General features: G+C 70.6%; 21 protein-coding genes. 9 read left to right on the forward strand and 12 right to left on the reverse strand.

The genetic code is table 11. The features are described from left to right. Positions 1 to 61 precede the first annotated feature (61 nt). The gene (locus FB391_RS12985; protein WP_141894926.1) at positions 62 to 823 is read right to left on the reverse strand and encodes a DUF1684 domain-containing protein; all 762 of its coding nucleotides are present in this window, start codon (positions 821 to 823) and stop codon (positions 62 to 64) included. Between the two features lie 143 nt (positions 824 to 966). On the opposite strand from FB391_RS12985, the gene FB391_RS12990 reads away from it, so the two are divergent. Together FB391_RS12990 and FB391_RS12995 are read left to right on the forward strand one after the other, a co-directional pair. Then, positions 967 to 1356: a PadR family transcriptional regulator gene (locus FB391_RS12990; protein WP_141894928.1), complete on the forward strand. Its 390-nt coding sequence runs from the start codon at positions 967 to 969 to the stop codon at positions 1354 to 1356. A 1-nt stretch (position 1357) separates the two neighbouring features. Then, positions 1358 to 2743, forward strand: coding sequence for a permease prefix domain 1-containing protein (locus FB391_RS12995; RefSeq protein ID WP_141894930.1), 1386 nt, complete (start codon positions 1358 to 1360; stop codon positions 2741 to 2743). A 48-nt stretch (positions 2744 to 2791) separates the two neighbouring features. On the opposite strand, the gene FB391_RS13000 is transcribed toward FB391_RS12995, so the two are convergent. Beyond that, positions 2792 to 3130, reverse strand: a complete 339-nt coding sequence (locus FB391_RS13000; protein WP_141894931.1) for a sugar ABC transporter ATPase — start codon at positions 3128 to 3130, stop codon at positions 2792 to 2794. Positions 3131 to 3286: 156 nt separating this feature from the next. On the opposite strand from FB391_RS13000, the gene FB391_RS13005 reads away from it, so the two are divergent. After that, positions 3287 to 4354, forward strand: a complete 1068-nt coding sequence (locus tag FB391_RS13005) for a DNA polymerase IV (protein WP_185843058.1) — start codon at positions 3287 to 3289, stop codon at positions 4352 to 4354. Positions 4355 to 4534: 180 nt separating this feature from the next. On the opposite strand, the gene FB391_RS13010 is transcribed toward FB391_RS13005, so the two are convergent. Together FB391_RS13010 and FB391_RS13015 are read right to left on the reverse strand one after the other, a co-directional pair. After that, on the reverse strand, positions 4535 to 4909 hold the full coding sequence (locus FB391_RS13010; RefSeq protein WP_185843083.1) for a DUF2255 family protein: 375 nt from the start codon (positions 4907 to 4909) through the stop codon (positions 4535 to 4537). Next, positions 4909 to 5889, reverse strand: a complete 981-nt coding sequence (locus FB391_RS13015) for an aldo/keto reductase (protein WP_141894935.1) — start codon at positions 5887 to 5889, stop codon at positions 4909 to 4911. Before FB391_RS13015 ends, FB391_RS13010 begins: the two co-directional genes overlap by 1 nt. 97 nt (positions 5890 to 5986) lie before the next feature. Here FB391_RS13015 and FB391_RS13020 point away from each other — a divergent pair, with 97 nt between their 5' ends. Next, positions 5987 to 6751, forward strand: coding sequence for an MBL fold metallo-hydrolase (locus FB391_RS13020; RefSeq protein WP_141894937.1), 765 nt, complete (start codon positions 5987 to 5989; stop codon positions 6749 to 6751). Positions 6752 to 6766: 15 nt separating this feature from the next. Here FB391_RS13020 and FB391_RS13025 read toward each other — a convergent pair whose 3' ends face one another. The 7 genes from FB391_RS13025 to FB391_RS13055 all read right to left on the reverse strand — a co-directional run bounded on the left by FB391_RS13025 (position 6767) and on the right by FB391_RS13055 (position 14958). Beyond that, positions 6767 to 7582 carry a serine hydrolase gene (locus tag FB391_RS13025; protein ID WP_141894938.1) on the reverse strand — a complete coding sequence of 272 codons (816 nt, stop codon included), beginning with the start codon at positions 7580 to 7582 and terminating at the stop codon, positions 6767 to 6769. A 13-nt stretch (positions 7583 to 7595) separates the two neighbouring features. Beyond that, positions 7596 to 8438 (reverse strand): serine hydrolase, encoded by an 843-nt coding sequence (locus FB391_RS13030; protein ID WP_246093506.1) that lies wholly within the window; start codon positions 8436 to 8438, stop codon positions 7596 to 7598. Continuing rightward, entirely contained in the window at positions 8435 to 9442 is a 1008-nt protein-coding gene (locus tag FB391_RS13035; protein WP_141894940.1) for a S66 peptidase family protein, read from the reverse strand. Before FB391_RS13035 ends, FB391_RS13030 begins: the two co-directional genes overlap by 4 nt. Next, the gene (locus tag FB391_RS13040; protein ID WP_141894942.1) at positions 9439 to 11085 is read right to left on the reverse strand and encodes an ATP-binding cassette domain-containing protein; all 1647 of its coding nucleotides are present in this window, start codon (positions 11083 to 11085) and stop codon (positions 9439 to 9441) included. Before FB391_RS13040 ends, FB391_RS13035 begins: the two co-directional genes overlap by 4 nt. Position 11086: 1 nt before the next feature. Next, on the reverse strand, positions 11087 to 12004 hold the full coding sequence (locus FB391_RS13045) for an ABC transporter permease (RefSeq protein ID WP_141894944.1): 918 nt from the start codon (positions 12002 to 12004) through the stop codon (positions 11087 to 11089). After that, positions 12001 to 13041, reverse strand: a complete 1041-nt coding sequence (locus tag FB391_RS13050; RefSeq protein ID WP_141894946.1) for an ABC transporter permease — start codon at positions 13039 to 13041, stop codon at positions 12001 to 12003. The genes FB391_RS13045 and FB391_RS13050 overlap by 4 nt, the downstream gene beginning before the upstream one ends. A gap of 87 nt (positions 13042 to 13128) precedes the next feature. Next, positions 13129 to 14958 (reverse strand): ABC transporter substrate-binding protein, encoded by a 1830-nt coding sequence (locus FB391_RS13055; RefSeq protein WP_246093507.1) that lies wholly within the window; start codon positions 14956 to 14958, stop codon positions 13129 to 13131. A gap of 419 nt (positions 14959 to 15377) precedes the next feature. Between FB391_RS13055 and FB391_RS13060 the strand changes: the two genes are divergently transcribed. Beyond that, positions 15378 to 16418 carry a C39 family peptidase gene (locus tag FB391_RS13060; protein WP_141894950.1) on the forward strand — a complete coding sequence of 347 codons (1041 nt, stop codon included), beginning with the start codon at positions 15378 to 15380 and terminating at the stop codon, positions 16416 to 16418. A 47-nt stretch (positions 16419 to 16465) separates the two neighbouring features. On the opposite strand, the gene FB391_RS13065 is transcribed toward FB391_RS13060, so the two are convergent. After that, entirely contained in the window at positions 16466 to 17590 is a 1125-nt protein-coding gene (locus tag FB391_RS13065; protein WP_141894952.1) for a M20/M25/M40 family metallo-hydrolase, read from the reverse strand. Between the two features lie 106 nt (positions 17591 to 17696). Here FB391_RS13065 and FB391_RS13070 point away from each other — a divergent pair, with 106 nt between their 5' ends. From FB391_RS13070 to FB391_RS13085, 4 genes are read left to right on the forward strand one after another with little or no spacing between them, the layout of a single operon-like run. After that, complete coding sequence (locus tag FB391_RS13070; protein ID WP_141894954.1) at positions 17697 to 18512, forward strand: GNAT family N-acetyltransferase; 816 nt, start codon at positions 17697 to 17699, stop codon at positions 18510 to 18512. Beyond that, positions 18509 to 19195: a MurR/RpiR family transcriptional regulator gene (locus tag FB391_RS13075; protein ID WP_141894956.1), complete on the forward strand. Its 687-nt coding sequence runs from the start codon at positions 18509 to 18511 to the stop codon at positions 19193 to 19195. Before FB391_RS13070 ends, FB391_RS13075 begins: the two co-directional genes overlap by 4 nt. Then, positions 19192 to 20316, forward strand: coding sequence for an o-succinylbenzoate synthase (menC, locus tag FB391_RS13080; protein ID WP_141894958.1), 1125 nt, complete (start codon positions 19192 to 19194; stop codon positions 20314 to 20316). Before FB391_RS13075 ends, menC begins: the two co-directional genes overlap by 4 nt. Positions 20317 to 20329: 13 nt before the next feature. Continuing rightward, positions 20330 to 21211 (forward strand): aminotransferase class IV, encoded by an 882-nt coding sequence (locus tag FB391_RS13085; protein ID WP_141894959.1) that lies wholly within the window; start codon positions 20330 to 20332, stop codon positions 21209 to 21211.

Raw genomic sequence — 21211 nt, forward strand, 5'->3', positions numbered from 1 at the left:
CAGACGGCGGCGCTGCACCGCCCGCGCGCACCATTGTGGCGCACGCGCGGCGGCGGACGCGTCAGGCGCGGTCGGCGATGCGCTCTCCCGCCTCGACGCGCACGGCGAGTCGGTTGTTCAGCGGCGGCAGCGGGCACACGTAGTGGTCGCTGAACGCGCACGGCGGAAGGTAGGCGCGGTTGAAGTCGACGGTGACGCTGCCGTCCGCCGCGGGAACGTCGATGGGCAGGAACCGGAACCGGTACGCGTCGACGTTGCTGGTGCCGTCGGCGATCACGGCCTCGAGCTCATCCTCCAGGTCGCCCCAGACCGTGAGCTCGACGGACTCGCCGCCGACCGAGAGCGCGATGGTGCCGACGGCCGGCTCTTCGCGCTCGTAGCCGTCGACGCTCTCGATCACGATCGACTGGCCCTCGGCCGCAGGGTGGAAGACTCCGGGGATCGCCCAGGCATCGTCGTGCGGGAACGAGAGGATGCCGCGCAGCGATGTGCGTCCGGGCGTCTCGGGGTCGAACACGCGCAGCGCCGGTGCGCCGCCGCGGTTGATCGCCTTGAGGCGCAGCGCGCCGACGTCGAGGTGCTCACCGGCCGACAGCGTCACGTCGGCGGCCTCCTCGGGCAGCCCGGTGCCCACGACCCGGCCGTCCTCGCCGTGCCACCGTCCGGGCGCACCCTCGTACGCGCGCGGCTCGGCGTCGAGCCAGTGCGTGTAGCGGAGGGCGGCGGTGCCATGCGGAGCCGAAACGGCCGCCCAGCGCTCGTCCGCCCGAGGGGCGTCGGCTTCGGCGGCAGCGATGTCGGGGGTGCTCACGGGCGAGGTCATACTCCATCCCAACACGTCCAGGAGGGCGGAATTCCCCCGCGCGGCCCTGTCGTGTCACGCGACGTCATTCGACATGCCTTGCACTTCTAGGTAACTTGTACTTCTATGTATCTTGTGGTTCTAGGTAATGACGGAGGCGCACGATGAAGATCGGCAAAGACCTGGTCGCCGCGGCGGCGACGCCGATGGTCCTCGGCATCCTCGCCGAGGGCGACTCGTACGGCTACGCGATCCTGCAGCGCGTCGGTGAGCTGTCGGGCGGCGAGCTGGAGTGGAGCGACGGCATGCTGTATCCCCTGCTGCACCGCCTGGAACGCCTCGGACACGTCGAGTCATCCTGGGGCGCATCGCCGAGCGGACGACCGCGCAAGCACTACCGGCTGAGCTCCGAGGGACGCGCCGCGTTCGCCGAGCAGCGCCGGCAGTGGACCGTCGTCAGCAAGGCGCTGCAGCAGGTGTGGCACGGCCATGACGGCGGCGACCGGAAGAGCGGCACCGACTTCTTCGGCGCGCCCGCGCTCGGAGGTGCCTGACATGGGAACGGACTTCGGCGGCATGCTCGATTCCGGCACCGAGCAGCAGATCTCGGCCTGGCGCGGCTACGTGTCGCGCCGCGAAGCCATAGACGGCAGGGACGTCGACGAGCTGGAGGACCATCTGCGCGGCGAGATCGCCCGGCTGGCGGCATCCGGGCTGGATCCCGACGAGGCGTTCCTCGTCGCCGTGAAGCGCCTCGGAGCGCTCGACGACCTCTCACGCGAGTTCGCCCGCGAGCACTCCGAGCGACTGTGGAAGCAGCTCATGTTCGCCGACGAGCCGGCCGCGCCGCGCGCCGGCGGCCTGGCGCTCGCGGTGGGCCTCGCGACCGGCGCCGCGATCGCCGTCAAGGTCCCGGCCCTGTTCGGGATCGACTTCACGAGCTCGGGCGACTTCTATCCGCGATTCCTGCCGCTGCTCATCCTCCCCTTCGTCGCGGCGTACTTCCTCGTGCGCCGGCGCGCGTCGCTCACGACCACCCTCATCGTCGCCGCGCCGTTCGCACTGGCCGCGGTGCTGATGGCGGTGTACCCGTTCGCACCGGACGCCGCGACACTCGTGCTCGCCACCACCCACTGCGCCGTCGCACTGTGGCTGGTGATCGGCATCGCCTACGTGAACGGCCGCGTGGGCTCGAGCCGCGCGCGTATGGACTTCATCCGCTTCACCGGCGAGTGGGTCGTGTACCTCGCACTCATCGCGCTCGGCGGCGGTGTGCTCATCGCCCTCACGATGGGCGTGTTCGCCGCCATCGGCGTGGACGCCGGGATGTTCGTGCAGGACTGGATGCTGCCCTGCGGCGTCGCCGGCGCGGTCGTGGTGGCGGCCTGGCTCGTGGAGGCCAAGCAGAGCGTCATCGAGAACATCGCACCCGTGCTGACGAAGCTCTTCACGCCGCTGTTCACGCTGCTGCTGCTCGCCTTCATCGTGGCGGGCATCGTGCAGGGAATCAGCACGGCGTCGGGCGTCGAGGTGTTCGGCCAGCGAGACCTGCTGATCCTCTTCGACGTCGTGCTCGTGGTGGTCGTGGGACTGCTGCTCTACGCGCAGTCCGCGCGTGACCCGCTGGCGCCGCCATCGTGGTTCGACCGCATGCAGCTCGTGATGGTGGCAGCCGCGATCGTGGTCGACCTCATGGTGCTGATCGCGATGATCGGGCGCATCGCGGAGTGGGGGGCCAGCCCCAACAAGCTCGCCTCGCTCGGCCTCAACGTCATCCTGCTGGCGAACCTCGCCGGCGCGGCCTGGCTGCAGCTGCGCTTCGCGATGCACCGCGCCCCGCTGGAGCGCCTGGAACGGTGGCAGACGGCGTTCCTGCCGGTCTACCTCGCGTGGGCGGCGATCGTGGTCATCGTCTTTCCGCCGGCGTTCGGGTACGTGTGACGAGACGGGATGCCGCGCCTCGCGGCATCCCGTCAGCACCGCTGCGGATCAGCGGTCCTCGGGGGAAAGGTCTCCTTGGCCGAGATCGCCGAGCTCGGCCTCCTCGGGCGGCAGCCCCTGCGTCTCAGGCTGGAAGGACTCCGGCGGGAGGTCGGTGCGCGGCACGTCGTCCTCCGGCGAGGCGAGGTGTGCAGGATCGTCGCCGGTCGCCGTCGCGGTGTCGTCCTCGGCGACTCCCGCGTCCTCGGCGGTCGTGCGGTCCCACTCGGCCTGCGCGGGATCGAGCGTGGGGTCGGGCTCGATCGTGGTGTCCCGGTCGCGCATCGGCTGGACGCCGAGCTGACCGTCGGGGGCTTGCGGCACGTCGGGCGGAAGGTTGTCTGACATGGCGTCCTCTCGTGGATCCGCCGGGAGAGTGGCGGCTCCCTGGACGATGAACGCTACGGATCGCACCGCGGGACGGCACGGGGCTTGACGCCCCGCGGAGGTCGCAGTAGCGGCCGGGGTGGAGGCGTGTCGGCGGCGCGGCCTACGCTCGGGTGCATGCACACGTGGGTGCTGCACGTCGATCTCGACCAGTTCATCGCGGCGGTCGAGATCCTGCGCAGGCCGGAGCTCGCCGGCAGGCCGGTGATCGTCGGCGGCCGAGGGGATCCGACCGAGCGCGCGGTGGTCTCGACCGCGTCCTACGAAGCGCGTGAGTTCGGCGTGGGATCGGGGATGCCGCTGCGCATCGCCGCGCGGAAGATCCCGGATGCCGTCATCCTGCCTGTCGATGCGCCCGCCTACCTCGCGGCATCCGAGGAGGTGATGGCGACGCTGCGCGCCCAGCCCGGCGCCGTGGTGCAGGTGCTCGGCTGGGACGAGGCGTTCGTCGGCGTCGAGACCGACGACCCCGAAGGCTATGCCCGCCGACTGCAGGCCGATGTGCTCGAGCGGACGCTCCTGCACTGCAGTGTGGGCATCGGCGACACCCTCGTGCGGGCGAAGGTGGCGACGGGGTTCGGCAAGCCGCGCGGCGTGTACCGGCTCACGGCCGACAACTGGCTCGAGGTCATGGGCGAGCGGCCGGTGGTGGACCTGTGGGGCGTGGGCTCCAAGGTGTCGAAGCGGCTCGCGCTGCTCGGCATCCGGACGGTGCGCGAACTCGCCGTCGGCGACGAGGTCGCGCTGGTCGCGGAGTTCGGGCCAAAGATGGGCCTCTGGTACCGGCAGCTCGGCCGCGGCGACGGCTCGTCGGTCGTCGACGACACGCCGTGGGTGCCGCGCGGTCACAGCAAAGAGACGACGTTCCAGACCGACATCGTCGACCCGGCCGACATCGAGCGCGAGGCCCGGCGCCTGCTCGACCAGGTGCTCTCCGAGGTCGCTGCCGACGAGCGTCCCGTCGTCGGGCTCGGGCTCAAGGTGCGGTACGCCCCGTTCCTCACGAAGACGTTCACCAAGAAGGTCGCGACGACGTTCGATCGCGAGACCGTGATCGACAGGGCCATGGAGCTCGTGGCGAAGATCGAGCCGGGCCGCCCGATTCGCCTGCTCGGGCTTCGCGCCGAGATGGCGATGCCCGACGACGCCCGCGAGGGCCACACCCCGACGCGCAGCGGCTGGTAGCCGCGAGCTGCAGCGCTGAGCGCGATCGCCCCTGAGCCGCTTGCGTCCGCTCACACTCGTCGAGACCGGGGCTCTCGGCTGAGCTCGAGGGCGACACCTCCGGGCTCAGCCCAGTCCCCCGGTCTCGACGGCCGACGCCCCGGTCTCGGCGGCGCGAGCCGCGGGATCGGGGGTGCCGGATCACTCCGGCATGACCACCAACGTCGTGGTGGCGGCATCCGGGCCGGTGATGGCGCCCACCGGTCCCGGCCCGAAGCGGTCGTACTTCGCGTGCAGCGCCGCGCTGACCTCGGGGCCGAGCGCGGGGTCGGCGAGGCCGAACGTGACGTCCTGCTCGACGCCTCCCGACGAGATCCGCCCGGTCCCCGCGCGCAGCGCGCGACGGAACCAGCCGTTCTCGGGGCCGTGAGCGGAACGGAGGTACAGCGCGTCACCGACGCCCACGTGCCAGATCGTCACGTACGGCCGCAGCGTGCCGTCTGGGCGTCGTGACGAGACTCGCAGCTCGGTGGCGGCGCCGATGCGGCGCAGCTCCTCCTCGTCCCACGCGGCCATCACAGTCCCACCATCGCCATGCCGGCGTCGTCGTAGCGGTTGCCCGCCACGTTCGCCCCGAGGGCGTCGAGCGCCGCGAGGTCGTCGGCCGACAGAGCCACGGCGGTCGACCCGGCGTTCTCGTCGACGCGTTCGCGCCGGCGCGTCCCGGGAATCGGGACGATGAAGGGATGCCGCGACAGCAGCCATGCCAGCGCCACCTGCCCCGGCGTGGCGCCGCGCGCAGCGGCGATGTCGCGTACGCCGTCGACGATCGACTGGTTGGCCCGCAGGTTGTCGGGCTGGAAACGGGGCACCCGCCCTCGGATCTCGTCGGCGCCGAAGGTGGCGTCTGCCGCGACCGTCCCCGTCAGGAATCCCTTGCCGAGGGGACTGAACGGCACGAACCCGATGCCGAGCTCGGCGAGCGTCGGCAAGACCTCGGCCTCGGGGTCGCGCGTCCACAGCGAGTACTCGCTCTGCACCGCCGTCACGGGGTACACGGCGTGGGCACGGCGGATCGTCTGCGCGCCGGCCTCCGACAGGCCGAAGTGCTTCACCTTGCCCTCGCGGACCAGTTCCGCGACGGCGCCGGCGACCTCTTCGATCGGCACGTCCGGGTCGACACGGTGCTGGTAGAACAGGTCGATCGTCTCGACGCCCAGCCGCTGCAGCGACGCGTCCGCGACCCGGCGGATGTGCTCGGGGCGCGAGTCGGTGCCCTGCATCCTGCCGTCGACGATGTTCCAGCCGAACTTCGTGGCGACGACGACCTGGTCGCGGATGGGGGCGATCGCCTCCCCCACCAGCACCTCGTTGTCGTACGGACCGTAGACCTCGGCCGTGTCGATGAACGTGACGCCCTGTTCGACGGCGTACCGGAGCACCCCGATCATGTCGTCGCGGTCCCCCGGATTGGGGCCGTAGCTCATCGACATCCCCATCGCCCCGATGCCGAGCGCCGAGACCTCGAGCCCCTGGCCGAGTGTTCTGGTGTGCATGGCTCCTCCTCGCGCCGGCAGGGCGCGTGCCTGCCGCATCCCCATTCCACAACGTCGAAGGGCCGCACGGGAGTCCCCGGACGACCAAGATGGACGGATGCGAGAGCTCATCGAGGTCGCCGACGGCGTGTGGGTCGCGACGAGCGCCATCATGTCCACGACGTCCACGCTGCTGGTCGGCGGCGACGAGGCACTGCTGATCGACCCGTCCTGGCTGCCGAGCGAGCTGGAAGGTCTCGCCGACAACCTCGACGCCCTCAGGCTGACGGTGGTCGGCGGAATCGCGACGCACGCCCATCACGACCATCTGCTGTGGCACGAGCGGTTCGGCGCCGCGCCGCGGTGGGCGTCGGCCACGACCGCCCGGCTCGCCCGCGACGAGCGCGACACGCTCCTCCAGCAGCTCGGCGAGGGCTTCCCCCGCCCGCTCGCCGACCTGATGGGCCGTGTCGAGGGAGTGGATGCCGTCATCCCGCCCGGTTCCGTCCCGAGCGGCTTCGCGCCCGAGCTCGTGGTCCACGACGGCCACGCGCCGGGGCACACCGCCGTGTGGCTTCCCGCGCAGCGCGTACTGGTGGCCGGCGACATGCTGAGCGACCACGAGCTGCCGCTCCCCTTCTGGCCCGACGACGTGGAGTCCTATGTCGCCGCCCTCGACCGGCTCGCGCCGTACATCGCACAGGCCGCGGTGGTGATCCCCGGGCACGGCACGCCCGGGCGCGACGGGCTCGCGCGACTGGACGCCGACCGCCGCTACCTCGACGACGTGGTCGCCGGGAAGGTGCCGACGGATCCGCGGATGACGAATCCCGGCATGGACGAGGAGTACGAGCACCTCAGACGGCTGGTGCAGGGCGCCTGAGCCGATCCCGTCCCGTCACGTTGCGAGCTGTGCGCGCAGCCCGTCGCCGGCCGCCCGCATCACCGCGAGGACCTGATCGCGCGCGTCGACGCCGCGCGGCCAGTTCGCCAGCACCGCGTACGCCAGGCGCCGGTCGGGTGACATGACGAGGCCCATGTCGGCGCGCACGGTCGAGATCGTGCCTGTCTTGTTCCACAGCCACACATCGCGGTCGAAGTAGAAGTGCGCGAGGGGGTCGAGGCCGAACGCCGACGCCACCATCGACAGGTCCATGCCGGCGCCCAGCCACCGCTGCAGCGTGTCGGCGGAGGCGGCGGACAGGTCCGCGGCAGTCGCGGTGCGCGTGACGAACCTCACGAGCTCCGCGGCGGTCGCGTGCGAGAGCGTGCGCGGCGCTCCAGGCGGCAGCGGCCAGCGGACGATGTCATCGAGGCCCGATCGCTCGTAGCCGAGAGCGCGGGTGTGCTGCTGGACGACAGGCAGACCGATGACCCGGCCGAGCGTGTTGGTCGCGGCGTTGTCGCTGACCGCACCGATGAGCGCTGCCACGTCGTACAGCGACAGCGTGTCGGCCTGCAGCAGGTACCACAGGCCCGAGTTGTCCATCCATTCAACCGGCCGGCGGGTGACGCGATCCTCGAGCGAACGTGTGCCCGCGTCGACCTCGGTCAGCAGCCGATGCAGCAGGAAGACCTTGCCGACGCTCGCCGTGTTCAGCTCCTCATCCGGCTGATGACGGAACACCGTCTCGCCAGAGTCGACGTCGACGGCGAGGGCCGAGAAACGCAGCCCCGGCACCTGCTCCTCGAGCTCGTCGAATCCGATCCCCATGCCTCTCCCCCGCTCAGCCGAGCTTCTCGTCGTCCCGCCGGCGACCGGTGACGTGTGCGCGCAGCTCCTCGCCGATGGCGTGCATGGCATCCAGGACCGGCGCGCGCAGGTCGTCGTCGGAGTGCTTCCAGTTCGCGGCCACCGCGTAGGCGACCGATGCCGATGGTCCGGCGAGGTGCCCGATGTCGATGCGCGCGAACGAGGTGCTCCCCGTCTTGTGCCGCAGCACCATGCCCTGGTACTCGGCCTCGACGTGAGCGAGCGGGTCGAGCAGCAGCGCGTCGGCCACCATCGACGTGTCGGTGTCGGCGGCCAGCCAGTCGAGCACGCGTCCGCTCACCGCCGGCGAATCCACCTCTCCGGCCCCGAGCCGGCGCATGAGCTCGGCCAGTTCCGCCGCGGTGCCGTACGACGGCGTCCACGGCAGATCGGGCGTCCGCTCGTTGCGGATGAAGTCGTGCAGCGATGTGTCCGCGAACCCGAGACCGGGCGCCACCGCCCGCACCGCGTCGAGTCCGCACAGCGCCAGCAGCGCGTTGGTGGCGAGGTTGTCGCTGACGGCGCCGACGAGCAGCGCCGCGTCGTCGACCGTCACCCGCTGGTCCCGCATCCGGTACAGCAGCCCGGAGTCGGCCACACGATGTTCCTCGGGGATCGCGATGCGCTGGTCCGGGTCGAGCTCACCGGATTCGAGCCGGCGAGCGACCTCGATGAGCAGGAACACCTTGCCCACGCTCGCCGTCTCGCACTGCTGATACGGCTCGTGCTCGGCGAGGATCCCCGCGCCGACGGCATCCACGATCCTGATCGACCAGCGGACCCGAGGGTCGAGGGCAGGCAGAGTCAGGGCGATCAACGCTGCGCTCCCACCGTGAGTCGCGCAGGTCCGTCGGCGGGCGCGATCAGCGAGCCGTCGACGTTGAGCGGGATGCTGAGCGCGTCGGGATCGTGTCCGAATCCCTGCTCCCACAGCACGGGCACCCCGAGATCGGCGAGGTACTCGCGCATCAGCGCGGCCACACGGCCGAGCGCAGCGGCAGGGTCAGGGCCCTCGGGGCCGTCGGGACCGCCGCACTTGTGCCACGAGCCCAGCACGATGCCGGCGGCGGCGCCGATGCGCCCGGCTCGGCGAAGCGCGAGCAGGAAGCCGTCCAGTCGGTAGGTCTCCTCCTCGATGTCTTCGAGGAAGAGGATGCCGGCCGGCGGGGTCGCGGCTTCGACGGCGCCGAGCGCGCCTGCCAGCAGGCTGAGGTTGCCGCCGGTGAAGCGCCCCTCAGCCGTGCCGGGCACGAGCACCTCGGTGCGCGCACCGGCGATCTCGCGGCCGCGCCACGGCTCGAACAGCCAGCGGCGGACGTCGTCGCGGATGAATTCCGAGTCGCGGAACACGTCGTTGCCGGGCATCGGGCAGAACAGCGTCGGCACGTCCAGGTGCGCCCGGAAGGCCTCGTGCAGTGCCGTGATGTCGGACGATCCGGTGAGCAGCTTCGGCCGGCCGTCGCGACGGAGCGCGGCGGCCTTCAGGTCCTCCCAGTCGAGCCCGTCCAGCAGCCGCATCGCGCCGTACCCGCCGCGCAGGCACACGACCGCGGCGGTGTCCGGGTCGAGCCAGGCGTCGACCAGATCCTTCCGGCGGGCGTCGTCGCCGCCGGCGAGATACTTCGCACGCGGGTGCGGGTCGAGCACGTGGTCGCCCACGACGACGTCGAGCCCCCAGTCGCGGTAGTAGGACACCGCGCGCTCGAGGCTCTCGGCGCTGCCGGGACCCGAAGGCGACACGAAGCGGACGCGATCGCCGGGTTGCAGCGGCGCCGTGTCGAGATACGCGAAGCGGTCGATCGCGACGAGCGGCGCGGTCATGCCAGGCGCCGTTCGATCGTCGGCGCGGCCGCGAGCAGCCGCCGCGTGTACTCGTGCTGCGGATCGAGCAGGACCTGCTCGGTCGGGCCGTACTCGACGAGAGCACCCTGGTACATCACGGCCACCGTGTCGGCGATGTTCCACGCGAGGCCGAGGTCGTGCGTGATGACCAGGGCGCTGAGGTCGAGGCGATCGCGCAGCGACAGGAGCAGCGCCAGGATCTCGCCCCGCACGGAGGCGTCCAGGGACGCGACGGGTTCGTCCGCGACGAGCAGTTGAGGCCCGACCGCGAGCGCACCGGCGATGACCGCCCGCTGGCGCTGCCCGCCCGAGAGCTCCTGAGGGATGGCGGTGAAGAACCGCTCGGGCGGCGTCAGCTCGGCATCCGTCAGGCCCTGCGCCACGCGCTCCTGCTCGTCGCCCTGGTACCGCTGGACGCGCAGGCCTTCGGCGATCGATTCGTAGATGCTGAGCTTCGGATTGAGCGCCGCCGACGGATCCTGCAGCACCATCTGCACCTCGCTGCGGAAGTCGCGCAGCGCGCGACCCTTGCGCGGGATGTCCTTCCCCCGGAATCGGATGGATGACCCCTCGTCGGCGTGCTGGAGCCCGACGATGGTGCGGGCGAGCGTCGTCTTGCCCGACCCCGACTGCCCCACGAGCGCGAGGATCTCGCCGCGCCGCAGTGTCAGGTCGACGTCCTTGACGGCCGCGAGGGGCCTGCCGCGCCCGCGGTACGTCACCGTGACGCCACGGGCCTCCAGCACCACGTCGTCCGAGAGCTCGCGCGTCTTCGCGCCCGTCGATCCGCCCCGCCGTGTCACGGGGTTCAGGCGTGACGACGCATCGCCGATCGTCGGGAACGCCTCCGCGAGCTGGCGCGTGTACGGATGCTGCGGGTTCGTGCACACCTCATACGCGTCGCCGATCTCCAGCAGCTCACCGTCGCGCATGATGGCGATCCGCTCACACGCGGTGGCGAGCACCGACAGGTCGTGGCTGATCATCATCATCGAGATCCCGCGCTCCGCGACGAGCACGCTGATCATGTCGAGGATCTGCTTCTGCACGATGACGTCGAGGGCGGTCGTGGGCTCGTCGGCGATGATGATCTCGGGTTCGCAGGCGAGTGCCATCGCGATCATGACGCGCTGCTTCTGCCCTCCCGACAGCTCGTGCGGGTAGGCGTCTGCCTTCGACGGCGCCAGGTCGACGTCGCGGAGCAGCTCGACGACGCGCGCCTTCCGCGCCTTGTCGGTCTTCCAGCCGTCGGCCACATGCAGCTCGAGCGCCTCGAGGATCTGCTGGCCCACCGTGCGGACCGGGTTGAGCGAGTGCATCGCCCCCTGGAACACGATGGATGCCTCGGCCCACCGCAGGGCCCGCAGCTCGCCGAAGCGCAGATCGGCGACCGCGGTGTCGCCGATGAGCACGCGTCCCTCGATCGTGGCATTCGGCGGCAGCAGCCGCAGCACGCTCATGGCCAGCGTGGACTTGCCCGAACCCGATTCGCCGGCCACGCCCAGAGTGGCACCGGCGGGGAGCTTCAGCGACACGTTCTTCACCGCGGGGATCGCGCCGCGGTCATTGCGGCCGCTCGTGCGGTAGACGATCGAGACGTCGTCGAATGTCAGATCCGGCATCTCAACGGCTCCTCAGTGTCGGGTTGACGATCGTCTCGACGGCCCGCCCGACGAGTGTGAAGGCGAGGACGACCAGCACGATGGCGATGCCCGGCACGAGGACGTACCACCAGTAACCGGCGGTTGCCGCCGACACGTCCATCGAGTTCTTGAGGACCGAGCCCCAGGACTGCAGGGTCGCGTCACCGAGGCCGAGGAACGACAGCGTGGACTCGGCGATGATCGCCGAGCCGACCGTCAGCGTCGTGTTGGCCAGCACCAGCGGCAGCACGGCGGGCAGCAGGTGCTTGACGATGATGTGCCAGTGGCCGGCACCGAGCACGCGCGCGCGCTCGATGTAGTCGCGGGACTCCACCGACAGCGTCTGCGCGCGCACGACGCGGGCGGTGCCCGCCCACGAGGTGAGTCCGATCGCGATCACGATCGTCCACACGCCGCGCGAGAGCACGACCGACAGCACGATCGCGAGGATCAGCGACGGGAGCACGAGGAAGAAGTCGATGATGCGCATCAGCAACCCGCCGGTCCAACCGGTGAAGTGCCCCGCGGCGATACCGACCACCGTCCCGATGATCATCGAGACGGCGGTGGCGGCGAAGCCGACCAGCAGCGACACGCGGGCGCCCCAGATCATCCGCACCCACAGCTCGCGACCCTGATCGTCCGTGCCGAGCGGGTGGTCGAGTGACGGCGGGGCGAAGCGGGGCTGGTCGAGGAGCTTCGTGACGTCCAGCATCCACGCGGGGGCGAGCACGGGCGCGAGCAGCGCCAGCACGATGATCACGACGAGGAACCCGAGCCCGAACATGCCGGAGCGACTGCGTGAGAAGTCTCGGCAGAAGGAGCCGAATGCGCGTCGGCGACGCGCCCAGGCCATGCTGCGCGGCGACCGCGCGGCGGTGTCGACGAAGGCGGTCATCCGCGCCTCACTCTCGGGTCGAGCCGTCGGTACACGAAGTCCGCGACGAGGTTCGTGAAGATGATGATCGCGGAGAAGACCACGAACGTTCCCTGCAGCAGGGGCAGGTCTGGGCCCTGGATGGCCTGATACGTCAGCTTGCCCAGGCCCGGCCACGAGAAGACGGTCTCGACCGTCACCGCGCCGGCCACGAGGCCGCCGATGTGCAGGAACACCAGGGTCACGGTCGGCAGCAGCGCGTTGGGCACCGCGTGCCGCGTGCGCAGGTCGTCGTCCTTCAGGCCCTTCGCGCGGGCGGTGACCAGATAGTCCGCGCTCTTCTCCTCCATGACCGAAGCGCGCATCACCATCACGTACTGCGCGTACACGACGGCGACCATCGTGATGACAGGCAGAACCATGTGCGAGATGACGTCCAGGACCTTGCCCAGTGCGTCGTCGGGCGGGTTCGGCGAGATCATGCCTCCGGTGGGGAACCAGTGCAGCGTTCCGCCGAAGACCATGAGCAGCAGGAGCGCGAGCCAGAAGGTCGGGACCGACCAGAAGACGAGCGACGTGCCGCTGGTGAGCCGATCGAACCGCGAACCTGGCCGCCACCCCGCCTTCTGCCCCAGCCACAGCCCGAGCGCGATCGCGATGACCGCGGACGTCCCGGTGAGCAGGATGGTGTTCCAGAAGTAGTCGCCGATCAGCGAGGCGACGCTCTGCTTGTAGACGTAGCTCTCGCCGAAGTTGAGGGTGAAGACGTTGACGAGATAGTCGCCGAACTGCTGCCAGAGCGGCTTGTCGAGACCGAGCTGCGCCCGCAGCTGGGCGATCTGCTCGGGCGACATGGGGTGCTCGCGGGCGATCTTGGCGACAGGATCGCCCGGGAGGATCTTGAACGCGAAGAATCCGAGCAGGATCACCATCGCGAGACTGATGAGGGCGCCGCCGACCTTGGTGAGCGCGAACTTCACCGCCGGACTGCTGCGGACGGAGGCTTCGCCCTGCTCTTCGAGGATCACCGCCTCGGTGGGGGGAACTGTACTACTCATGCGCTTCTTCGCTGGTCATGGGGCAGGAGGGGTGGGGGCATCCCGTGCATCGGTGGCCGCGGCGAATCGCCGCGGCCACCGAAGGGATCACTCTACGTCAGAGCTCTTGCGCCGCCGGACCACGAAGTAGATCACGCCGCCGATCACGATCAGCGCGATCACGACACCGGTCACGATGAGGCCGACGTTCGGGCCGTCGGATGCCGGCGCCGTTCCGTCCTCGGCCGACACCGGCGCCACGTCCTTGAAGCCCCAGTACCCGGACTGGTTGGCGATGATGCCGCCGTCTGCCGGCATCATGCGGAAGTCCGTGAAGCGGTCGGAGCGGTATGCCTCCAACCCGTTCGCGAACCAGTACGTGATCTGCGCCGTGTCGGTGAAGTTGAGCGCGAGCATGTCGTGCACGATCTTCTCGCGTTCGGCCGGGTCGAGCTCCGTGCGCTGCTGCTGGTACATCTCGTCGAACTCGGCGTTGCACCAGCCGTCCTGGTTCGTCGCCCCCGTGCCGTCGGTCTCGGTGGGGAGGGCCGCGCACGTGTTGATGCCCAGCTGGTAGTCGGGGTCAGGCCCGATGCTCCAGCCGCTCAGGTAGATGTCGTAGTCGCCCGAGACGGCCACCGCGCTGATCGTGTCGGAGTCGGTCGAGACGATCTGGACGTCGATGCCGATCTCTTTCATCCACGGCTGGAAGTACTGCGAGATCGACAGCTCTGTGGGATCGGAGGCGTCCACGGTCAGGCGGATGGACAGCTTCTGGCCGTCCTTGACGCGGATGCCGTCGTCGCCGACGGTCCAGCCATCGGCGTCGAGCTTCTCCTTCGCCTTCTCGGGGTCGTAGGCGAGTTCGGTGACCGCCGGGTCGTCCGTGGGAAGGGTCCACTGCGGGTAGGACGCGGGGATGAAGCTGGTTCCGGGGTCGCCGAGTCCGCCGAGGACCTTCTCCAGCAGCGTGTCGATGTCGGTGCCGAGGCGGATCGCCTGACGCACCTCGACATCCTGCAGCGCGGGGTTGCCGGTGCCGAACGGGCGCCCGTCGACCGTCTTCAGGCCGCTGTTGATGCTGAACGACGAGTAGCGGCGACCGATCCCGGAGTGGACGGTGATGCCCTCGGCGTCCTTGAGCGCGTCGTACTGGGTCGGCGTGAGTCCCGACACGAAGTCGACGTCGCCGGAGCGCAGCGCCTGCACCTGCGCATCGGAGTTCGTGTAGTAGACGTACTGGATCTTGTCGATCTTCGGCGCCCCGTCCCAGAAGGTCGGGTTGGCCTTGAGGGTGATGAACTGGTTCGCCTTGTAGCTCTCCAGCAGGAAGGGACCGGACCCGACGACATCCTTGTCGTTCGCGTATTCGGCGGGGTTGGAGATCTCGGACCAGATGTGCTCGGGGACGATCGGGATCTCGATGGCAGGGTTCGGCGCCTGCGCCTCGATGAGGTTGATGACGACGGTCTTGTCGTCGGGCGCCTCGACGCTGTCGAAGTTGCTGACGAGGCTGCCGTTGGCCACGCTGAGCTCGGGCACGTCCATCATCTGGTCGAACGTGTACTTCACGTCGGCGGACGTGATGGGCTCTCCGTCCGACCATTCGAGGTCATCCTGGAGGGTGAACGTCCACGTCTTGCCGCCGTCGGTCACGTCCCAGTGATCGGCGAGGCCCTTGGTCGGCGAACCGTCGACGTCGCTGTTCTGGACGAGGTTCTCGTACATGTAGCGGATGAGGTTCGTCGGAAGCAGGTAGATCGACACGAACGGGTTGAACGTGTCGACGAATCCGGAGGTCGCGATCCGCATCGTCTTGGCGTCGTCGCCGGACGAGGGAGAATCGGACGGGTCCGCACTGTGGACGCGCGTGGGCGCTGCCGCGTTCGCCGCGGTCGCTGGAGCCACCAGGAGCGCAGCGGCGGCGACGAGTGACATCGCGCGGATCAGATGTGTGCGGTGCCGAGATCGCATGTGAGTCCTTCCGTCGGGGCGAGGTCCGGGGTCCGGACTTCAAGGGATGCAGCAATGCAACATCATGCGGCACCTTCGGTCAACGTATTTGTACCCGATCTTCATGAGACCGTAACCGGACCGGGTCGAGGCGAGGCGTAGGCTCAGCATGATCAGCGATGAACCGCTGTGCGCAGATTGCTCTGAATTTCCGCGGAAACTGGCGGGTCGGATGACACCAAGCGCCTCGGGCGTTGCGCATTCTGCTCATCCGCTGCGCTTGACCATCAGACGCCTGATGCGCGATGATCCGTAGCGGATCATCGTATCCGAACGGAGACCTCGTGCATCCCGACCCGCCTGTTGCTCCGCCGCCGGCCCGCCCGGAATGGCACACCCATCTGGTGCGCGCCGACACGGCGGCCGGATGGGACGGGCGCCGATGGACTTCTGCCGCGCTCTCACCCGTCTTCGCGGCGGACGCCCCGCCCGACGAGGTCGTGCCCTCGTGGAACCTCGAGCCCGGCGCCGGCGCCGACGTCGAGATCCGCGCGCGCAGCGTTGTCGCGGGCTGGCACCCCTGGCAGGACATGGCGCACTGGGGAGCGCCCGGCGACCGTCGGAGCTCCCCGGCGCACGCGCCGAGCGATGCCCCGGACGACCTGCTCCCCGTCGTCGACACCGACATCCTGCGCGCGGCACCGCGGGACAGGTGGGATGCCGTCCAGCTCCGCGTCACCCTGCACGAACCATCGCCGGCATCCGCTCGGCCGCTGAGGCTCGCCGCCGTGAGCTTCACCGCACCGAGGGCATCCGCCGGCCGAGGCCCCGCTGTCGCGGCGGTGCCGCACGCCCTCGCGGTGCCGCCTCTGTCGCAGCGCGCCTACCCCGCTCGGGACGACCTCGGGGGCGGAGGGCCGGCCTGGTGCTCGCCGACGTCGCTGACGATGGTGGCGTCGGCCTGGGGCATGGCGCTCCCGGCGGCCGCAGCAGCGGACGCACCCCACGGCGCCGATCCGCGCGTGCCGGGTGTGGCCCGCGCCGTGTACGACTCGTCGTACGACGGCACCGGGAACTGGGCCTTCAACACCGCCGCCGCCGGCGAGTGGGGACTGGATGCCGTCGTCACGCGTCTGGCGTCGCTGAACGAGGCGAGCACCTTGACGCAGTCCGGCATCCCGCTCATCGCGTCCGTGTCGTTCCGAGACGGCGAGCTGCCCGGCGCCGACTACGCGACGGCGGGCCACCTGCTCGTGATCCGCGGGTTCGATGCGCGCGGCGACGTGCTGGTCGCCGATCCGGCGAACCCCGGAGGCGCGGCCGGCCTGCGCACCTACCCGCGGGACCCGTTCGACACGGCGTGGTCCCACAGCCGGCGCACGGTCTACCTCGTCACACCGCGCGGGCGCGCACTCCCCCCTGCCGCAGGGGAGGCGGCGTGGTGATCCGGCCTGCCGCGGGCCGGCGCCCGCGGCACGGCGGGCAGGCCTCGTCACGCCGGCACGTCGGTGAGCAACGCCTCCAGCAGGTCGATGCGCTCTCGCAGCGACGTGAGCGAGGCGTGCTCCGTGACGGCGTGCGCACCGCCGCCGCGCGGGCCGAACCCGTCGACCGTCGGCAGACCGAGGCTTCCGAGCAGATTGGTGTCACCCGCTCCGCTGGCCGGCCGCGCGGCGATCTCCTGACCGAGGCTCCGCCCCGCCCGGACGATGGTGTCCACGAAGGCGTGATCGCCCTCCGAAGCCCGCCACGCGGGTCGGCTGCTGAGGATGCGTGTCGCGACGACGGCGTCGGGCCGCACCGGTGTGAGTGCGTCGAGGGCGGCGAGCACACGGCGTTCCGCCACGGAATCCACGAATCGCAGCCCGATCTCGGCCTGCGCCTGCGCCGGTACGACGTTGGCGCGGCCGCCGCCGCCGATCGTGCCCACGTTGCAGAGCACCTCCGAGGGCAGGGTGGAGTCCGACACGATCGCACGCACGCGCAGCAGCTGGTCCACGAGCTCGTCGATGGCCGAGATGCCGGCCTCCGGATCGAGCGCCGCATGCGATGCGCGACCCTGCACCTCCACCCGCAGGCGGGTGCTGCCGCGCCGGCCGACCTTGAGCGCGCCGTCGGGGTGCGGCGACTCGAAGCCGACGACGCCCGACACGCCTTCGGCGCAACGGCGCAGCAGCGCCTGCGTCGTGGGCGAGCCGATCTCTTCGTCGCACACGACGACCGCACGCACACTGCGGCGGGGGACGCCGCGCAGGCGCTCCACCGCCCCGAGCATCACGAGCAGCCCGCTCTTCATGTCGTATACGCCGGGTCCGCGCACGATGTCGCCGTCCACCGACCACGGCACGTCGCCCTCGAGAGCGCCCACGGGCCAGACGGTGTCGGAGTGCCCCACCAGGAGCAGCGGGTCGCCTTCGCCCTGGAGCTCCGCGACCAGGCTCGCGCCGGCCTCCGTGCGCTCGAAGCGCACGGTCGCGCCCGCGTCCTGCCACCACTCGGAGAGCTGCGTCGCCATGCGCTCACTGGCATCCGCGTCCCGCGACGGGGACTCGATGCGCACGAGTCGCTCGAGCCGATCCACCAGCTCTCCGGTCGTTCCGCCACGCGTGCGCGTCATCTGTCGTCCCCCTCTCTTTCGAATCATATCTCGTCCTTGATACGGCCTGGCGCGTGCGTTATTTTCGGTAATCGACTTCCCCGCGCGCAAACATAGGATTCGTATCATGCCTCCCGCCTCCCCCTCGTCACTCCGGGCCGAAACGCTCACCACGGGTGAGCAGTTCCGCGCCGCCGCGGACCTGTACACGCGCGTGTTCGGCTACGACCGGGCGGAGTACTCGCTCAATCCGAACCTGCTGAGCGCACTGGCCAGGAACGGCGGATCCGCCGTCGGCGTCTTCACGGCCCAGGACGAGCTCATCGGGTTCGCCTACGGGTTCGCCGGACGCGACCGCGACGGCAGCGAGTTCCACTACTCGCAGGCGGCCGTCGTCGACGCCGCCTATCAGGACGCCGGGGTCGGTCGGCTCACCAAGGAGCACCAGCGCGCCATCGCGCTCGGGTGGGGCCATCGCACGATGCGATGGACGTTCGACCCGATGCTGGCGCGCAACGCGCATTTCAACTTCACGTCCCTGGGCGGCGAGGGCGTGGGATTCGTCGCCGACTACTACGGCCGTCCCGGCACCGACCGCGTGGTGGTCGAGTGGGCACTGGAACGCGGCCACGACCCGTTCGCAGACCTGCGACGGGCGCAGCCGCCCGCGCTGACGCGCGACGACTGGGGACGCGTGACGCGGACCGCCGTGCCCCGGCCGAGTGGGGCGATCCTGGATGCCGCGTGGCTCGCCGTCCCGGCCCGCACGGCGGGCTTCGCCGACGAGGAGCAGATCGCGCATGATCCGCTCCGCGCCCGGGTGCGCGAGGCGCTCACCGCGTTCGCGCGCGAGGGGCGTGTGCTCGTCGCCTGCACGCGGCTCGACACGACGACGGCCGCCTACCTGGCGGTCGGCCGCACCGAGGGGGAGGAAGCGCGATGACGACCGACGACTTCGACGACGGCGAGCGCGACCGTTCGCTGGTCTCGCCCGGCGAACGGTACGGCGATCGTTTCCGCACGAACATCTCGGCGGAGGCGCTGCAGGCCCGCGTCATCGAAGCCGAGACCCGTGCGCTGGCCCGCACCTTCGAGGAGCTCGGCCGCAGCGGCGACGTCCCGCGGGCAGCGGCTCTGATCCTCGGCGCGCGCCGGCGCTACATCACCGGCCGTGGCAAGGCGGCCGCCTATGCGGAGCTGCTCGGCGCGGACCTCGGCGCGACGCTGTCCAACGTGTTCCTCGTCGACGGCAGGGCGCTCACCCCGCTGACGGTGCTCACCGACGTGCGCGCGTCCGATGTGCTGGTCGCCTTCACCATGCGCCGCTATCGCGAAGAGACGGTCCGGTTCGGCGAGCTCTTCCACGAGGCCGGCGGACAGCTCCTGCTCATCACCGACAGCGCGGACGCCCCGCTCACGGACATCGCGGCGACGGTGATCCATGTCCACACCCGCTCGGCCTCGTACGCGGATTCCCCCACCGCCGTGGCCGCCGCGTGCCATCTGCTCAGCACGCTGACGACGGCCAGCGCCAAGGGCGCGCGCCGGCGCCTCACGGTGCGCGACGAGCTCGCGTCGGCACTGCACCTCTACCGACCCGAATCCGACAAGGAGCGCCACGCGTGAGAATCGACAGGGTCCGCCTCTTCGAGGCGAGCCTGCCCCTCGTCCACAGCTTCGAGACGAGCTCCCACCGCAAGTCGGGACTCACTCACGTCCTGGTCGAGGCGACCGACGCCGATGGACGCGTGGGCTGGGGCGAGATCGCTTCGCCCGCCGACCCGTTCTACGGTCCCGAGACGACGGCCACGGCATGGACCATTGCCGAGCGCTATCTGGTGCCCGCCGTGATCGGGTCGGTGTGGGACGTCCCCGAGCAGCTCGAGGAAGGCTGGCATCGCATCCGCGGGCACGAGTTCGCGAAGGCCGGCTTCTCGATCGCGGCGTGGGACCTGTACTCGAGATCGGCCGCGCGCTCCCTCTCCAACGCCCTGGGAGGCACGCGCGCCGACGTGGTCGCGGGGGTCTCACTCGGCATCGAGCCCACGCTCGACCATCTGCTCGTGCAGGTCGCCCGGCAGGTCGAGGCGGGGTATGCGCGGGTCAAGCTGAAGGTCGCCCCGGGCTGGGACGTCGAGCCCGTGCGCGCCGTGCGGTCGGCGTATCCGGATCTCGATCTGCATGTCGACGCGAACGGCGCCTACGCCGACACGGCCGACACCTCCGCGGTGATGCGGAAGCTCGACGCGCACGGCCTCACGATGATCGAGCAGCCGTACGCGCCGCGCGACTTCGTCGCACATGCCCGGCTGCAGGCGACACTGTCGACGCCGATCTGCCTGGACGAGTCGATCGTCGACCTCGCGGACCTGCAGACCATGCTGACCCTCGACGCCGGCCGCATCCTGAACATCAAGGTCTCGCGCATGGGCGGTCTCACCGCCGCGCGTCGCGCGCACGACATCGCCCACAGCGCCGGGGTCCCGGTGTGGTGCGGCGGGATGCACGAGTTCGGGGTGGGTAGGGCGGCGAACGTCGCCCTGTCGTCGCTGCCGAACTTCACGCTGCCCTCGGACGTCTCGGGCTCCGACAAGTACTACGCGCGCGACGTCGTGGTGCCGCCGATCCTCGCCCACGGCGGAGTCGTCCCGGTCCCCACCGCGCCGGGTCTCGGTCACGAGGTCGACGTGGACTGGGTGCGCGAGAACTCCGCGCGCACGCTCGACACCATGGCCGCGGCCCTCTGACCGAAAGGACGCCGTGCTCCCCCTCACCCTCCACCGCCTCGACCTCGCCTCCGACGCGGACCCGGCGGACTGCCTGATCCGCATCGAGCCCGGCGACGGGCTGCTTACCGCCACCGACCTGGCCGCGACGCGCGGTGACGGCATCTTCGAGACCATCGTCGTGGTGGACGGCGTCCCTCAGGCGATGGCGGCGCACCTGGATCGCTTCGAGCGGTCCGCGGCCATGCTCGACCTTCCGGCGCCGCGCCGGGAACTGTGGCTGGCGGCGGTCCTCGCGTCCGCCGAGGCTTTGCGGGAGCACACCGCCCGTGGCGCGGTGAAGTTCGTGATGTCGCGGGGCGACGAGGCGCACCCGGCGGCGCCGAGCGGCTGGGCGCTCGGCTTCGCCCCCCACAGCCGTTCCGCGGCGGGTGCGCCCGAGGTCGACGTCGTGCTGCTGGACCGCGGGTACCGCCATGACGTGGCTCAGACGTCCCCCTGGTTGCTGCAGGGGGCCAAGACCCTCTCGTACGCCGTCAACATGGCGGCCTTGCGCGAGGCCCGCCGCCGTGGCGCGCAGGACGTCATCTTCACGAGCATCGACGGGTTCGTCCTGGAGGGACCCAACTCCACGGTCGTCGCGCGCATCGACGGGGTCTACGTCACTCCGCCGACAGACCTCGGCCTGCTCCCGGGAACGACCCAGTCCGACGTGTTCGCCGCGCTGGAGGGCTGGGGCGAGCTGGTGACGACCCGTCGCATCGAGGTCGGCGAGCTTCGCCGCGCGGACGCCCTCTGGCTATGCTCGAGCACCCGCGGCGCCGCGCCGGTGCGCTCGCTGGACGGCCGGCCGCTCACGGTCGACATCGAGATGAGCGACCGCATCAACGACGCGCTCGACGCACGGAAGGCGTAG

The organism is Microbacterium kyungheense (genome assembly GCF_006783905.1).
Lineage (GTDB): Bacteria > Actinomycetota > Actinomycetes > Actinomycetales > Microbacteriaceae > Microbacterium > Microbacterium kyungheense.

Excerpts from the sequence above, each read along its gene's own strand:
- FB391_RS12985 (WP_141894926.1), bottom strand. The coding sequence starts at position 823 with ATGACCTCGCCCGTGAGCACCCCCGACATCGCTGCCGCCGAAGCCGAC.
- FB391_RS12990 (WP_141894928.1), top strand. The coding sequence starts at position 967 with ATGAAGATCGGCAAAGACCTGGTCGCCGCGGCGGCGACGCCGATGGTC.
- FB391_RS12995 (WP_141894930.1), top strand. The coding sequence starts at position 1,358 with ATGGGAACGGACTTCGGCGGCATGCTCGATTCCGGCACCGAGCAGCAG.
- FB391_RS13000 (WP_141894931.1), bottom strand. The coding sequence starts at position 3,130 with ATGTCAGACAACCTTCCGCCCGACGTGCCGCAAGCCCCCGACGGTCAG.
- FB391_RS13005 (WP_185843058.1), top strand. The coding sequence starts at position 3,287 with ATGCACACGTGGGTGCTGCACGTCGATCTCGACCAGTTCATCGCGGCG.
- FB391_RS13010 (WP_185843083.1), bottom strand. The coding sequence starts at position 4,909 with ATGGCCGCGTGGGACGAGGAGGAGCTGCGCCGCATCGGCGCCGCCACC.
- FB391_RS13015 (WP_141894935.1), bottom strand. The coding sequence starts at position 5,889 with ATGCACACCAGAACACTCGGCCAGGGGCTCGAGGTCTCGGCGCTCGGC.
- FB391_RS13020 (WP_141894937.1), top strand. The coding sequence starts at position 5,987 with ATGCGAGAGCTCATCGAGGTCGCCGACGGCGTGTGGGTCGCGACGAGC.
- FB391_RS13025 (WP_141894938.1), bottom strand. The coding sequence starts at position 7,582 with ATGGGGATCGGATTCGACGAGCTCGAGGAGCAGGTGCCGGGGCTGCGT.
- FB391_RS13035 (WP_141894940.1), bottom strand. The coding sequence starts at position 9,442 with ATGACCGCGCCGCTCGTCGCGATCGACCGCTTCGCGTATCTCGACACG.
- FB391_RS13040 (WP_141894942.1), bottom strand. The coding sequence starts at position 11,085 with ATGCCGGATCTGACATTCGACGACGTCTCGATCGTCTACCGCACGAGC.
- FB391_RS13045 (WP_141894944.1), bottom strand. The coding sequence starts at position 12,004 with ATGACCGCCTTCGTCGACACCGCCGCGCGGTCGCCGCGCAGCATGGCC.
- FB391_RS13050 (WP_141894946.1), bottom strand. The coding sequence starts at position 13,041 with ATGAGTAGTACAGTTCCCCCCACCGAGGCGGTGATCCTCGAAGAGCAG.
- FB391_RS13055 (WP_246093507.1), bottom strand. The coding sequence starts at position 14,958 with ATGTCACTCGTCGCCGCCGCTGCGCTCCTGGTGGCTCCAGCGACCGCG.
- FB391_RS13065 (WP_141894952.1), bottom strand. The coding sequence starts at position 17,590 with ATGACGCGCACGCGTGGCGGAACGACCGGAGAGCTGGTGGATCGGCTC.
- FB391_RS13070 (WP_141894954.1), top strand. The coding sequence starts at position 17,697 with ATGCCTCCCGCCTCCCCCTCGTCACTCCGGGCCGAAACGCTCACCACG.
- FB391_RS13075 (WP_141894956.1), top strand. The coding sequence starts at position 18,509 with ATGACGACCGACGACTTCGACGACGGCGAGCGCGACCGTTCGCTGGTC.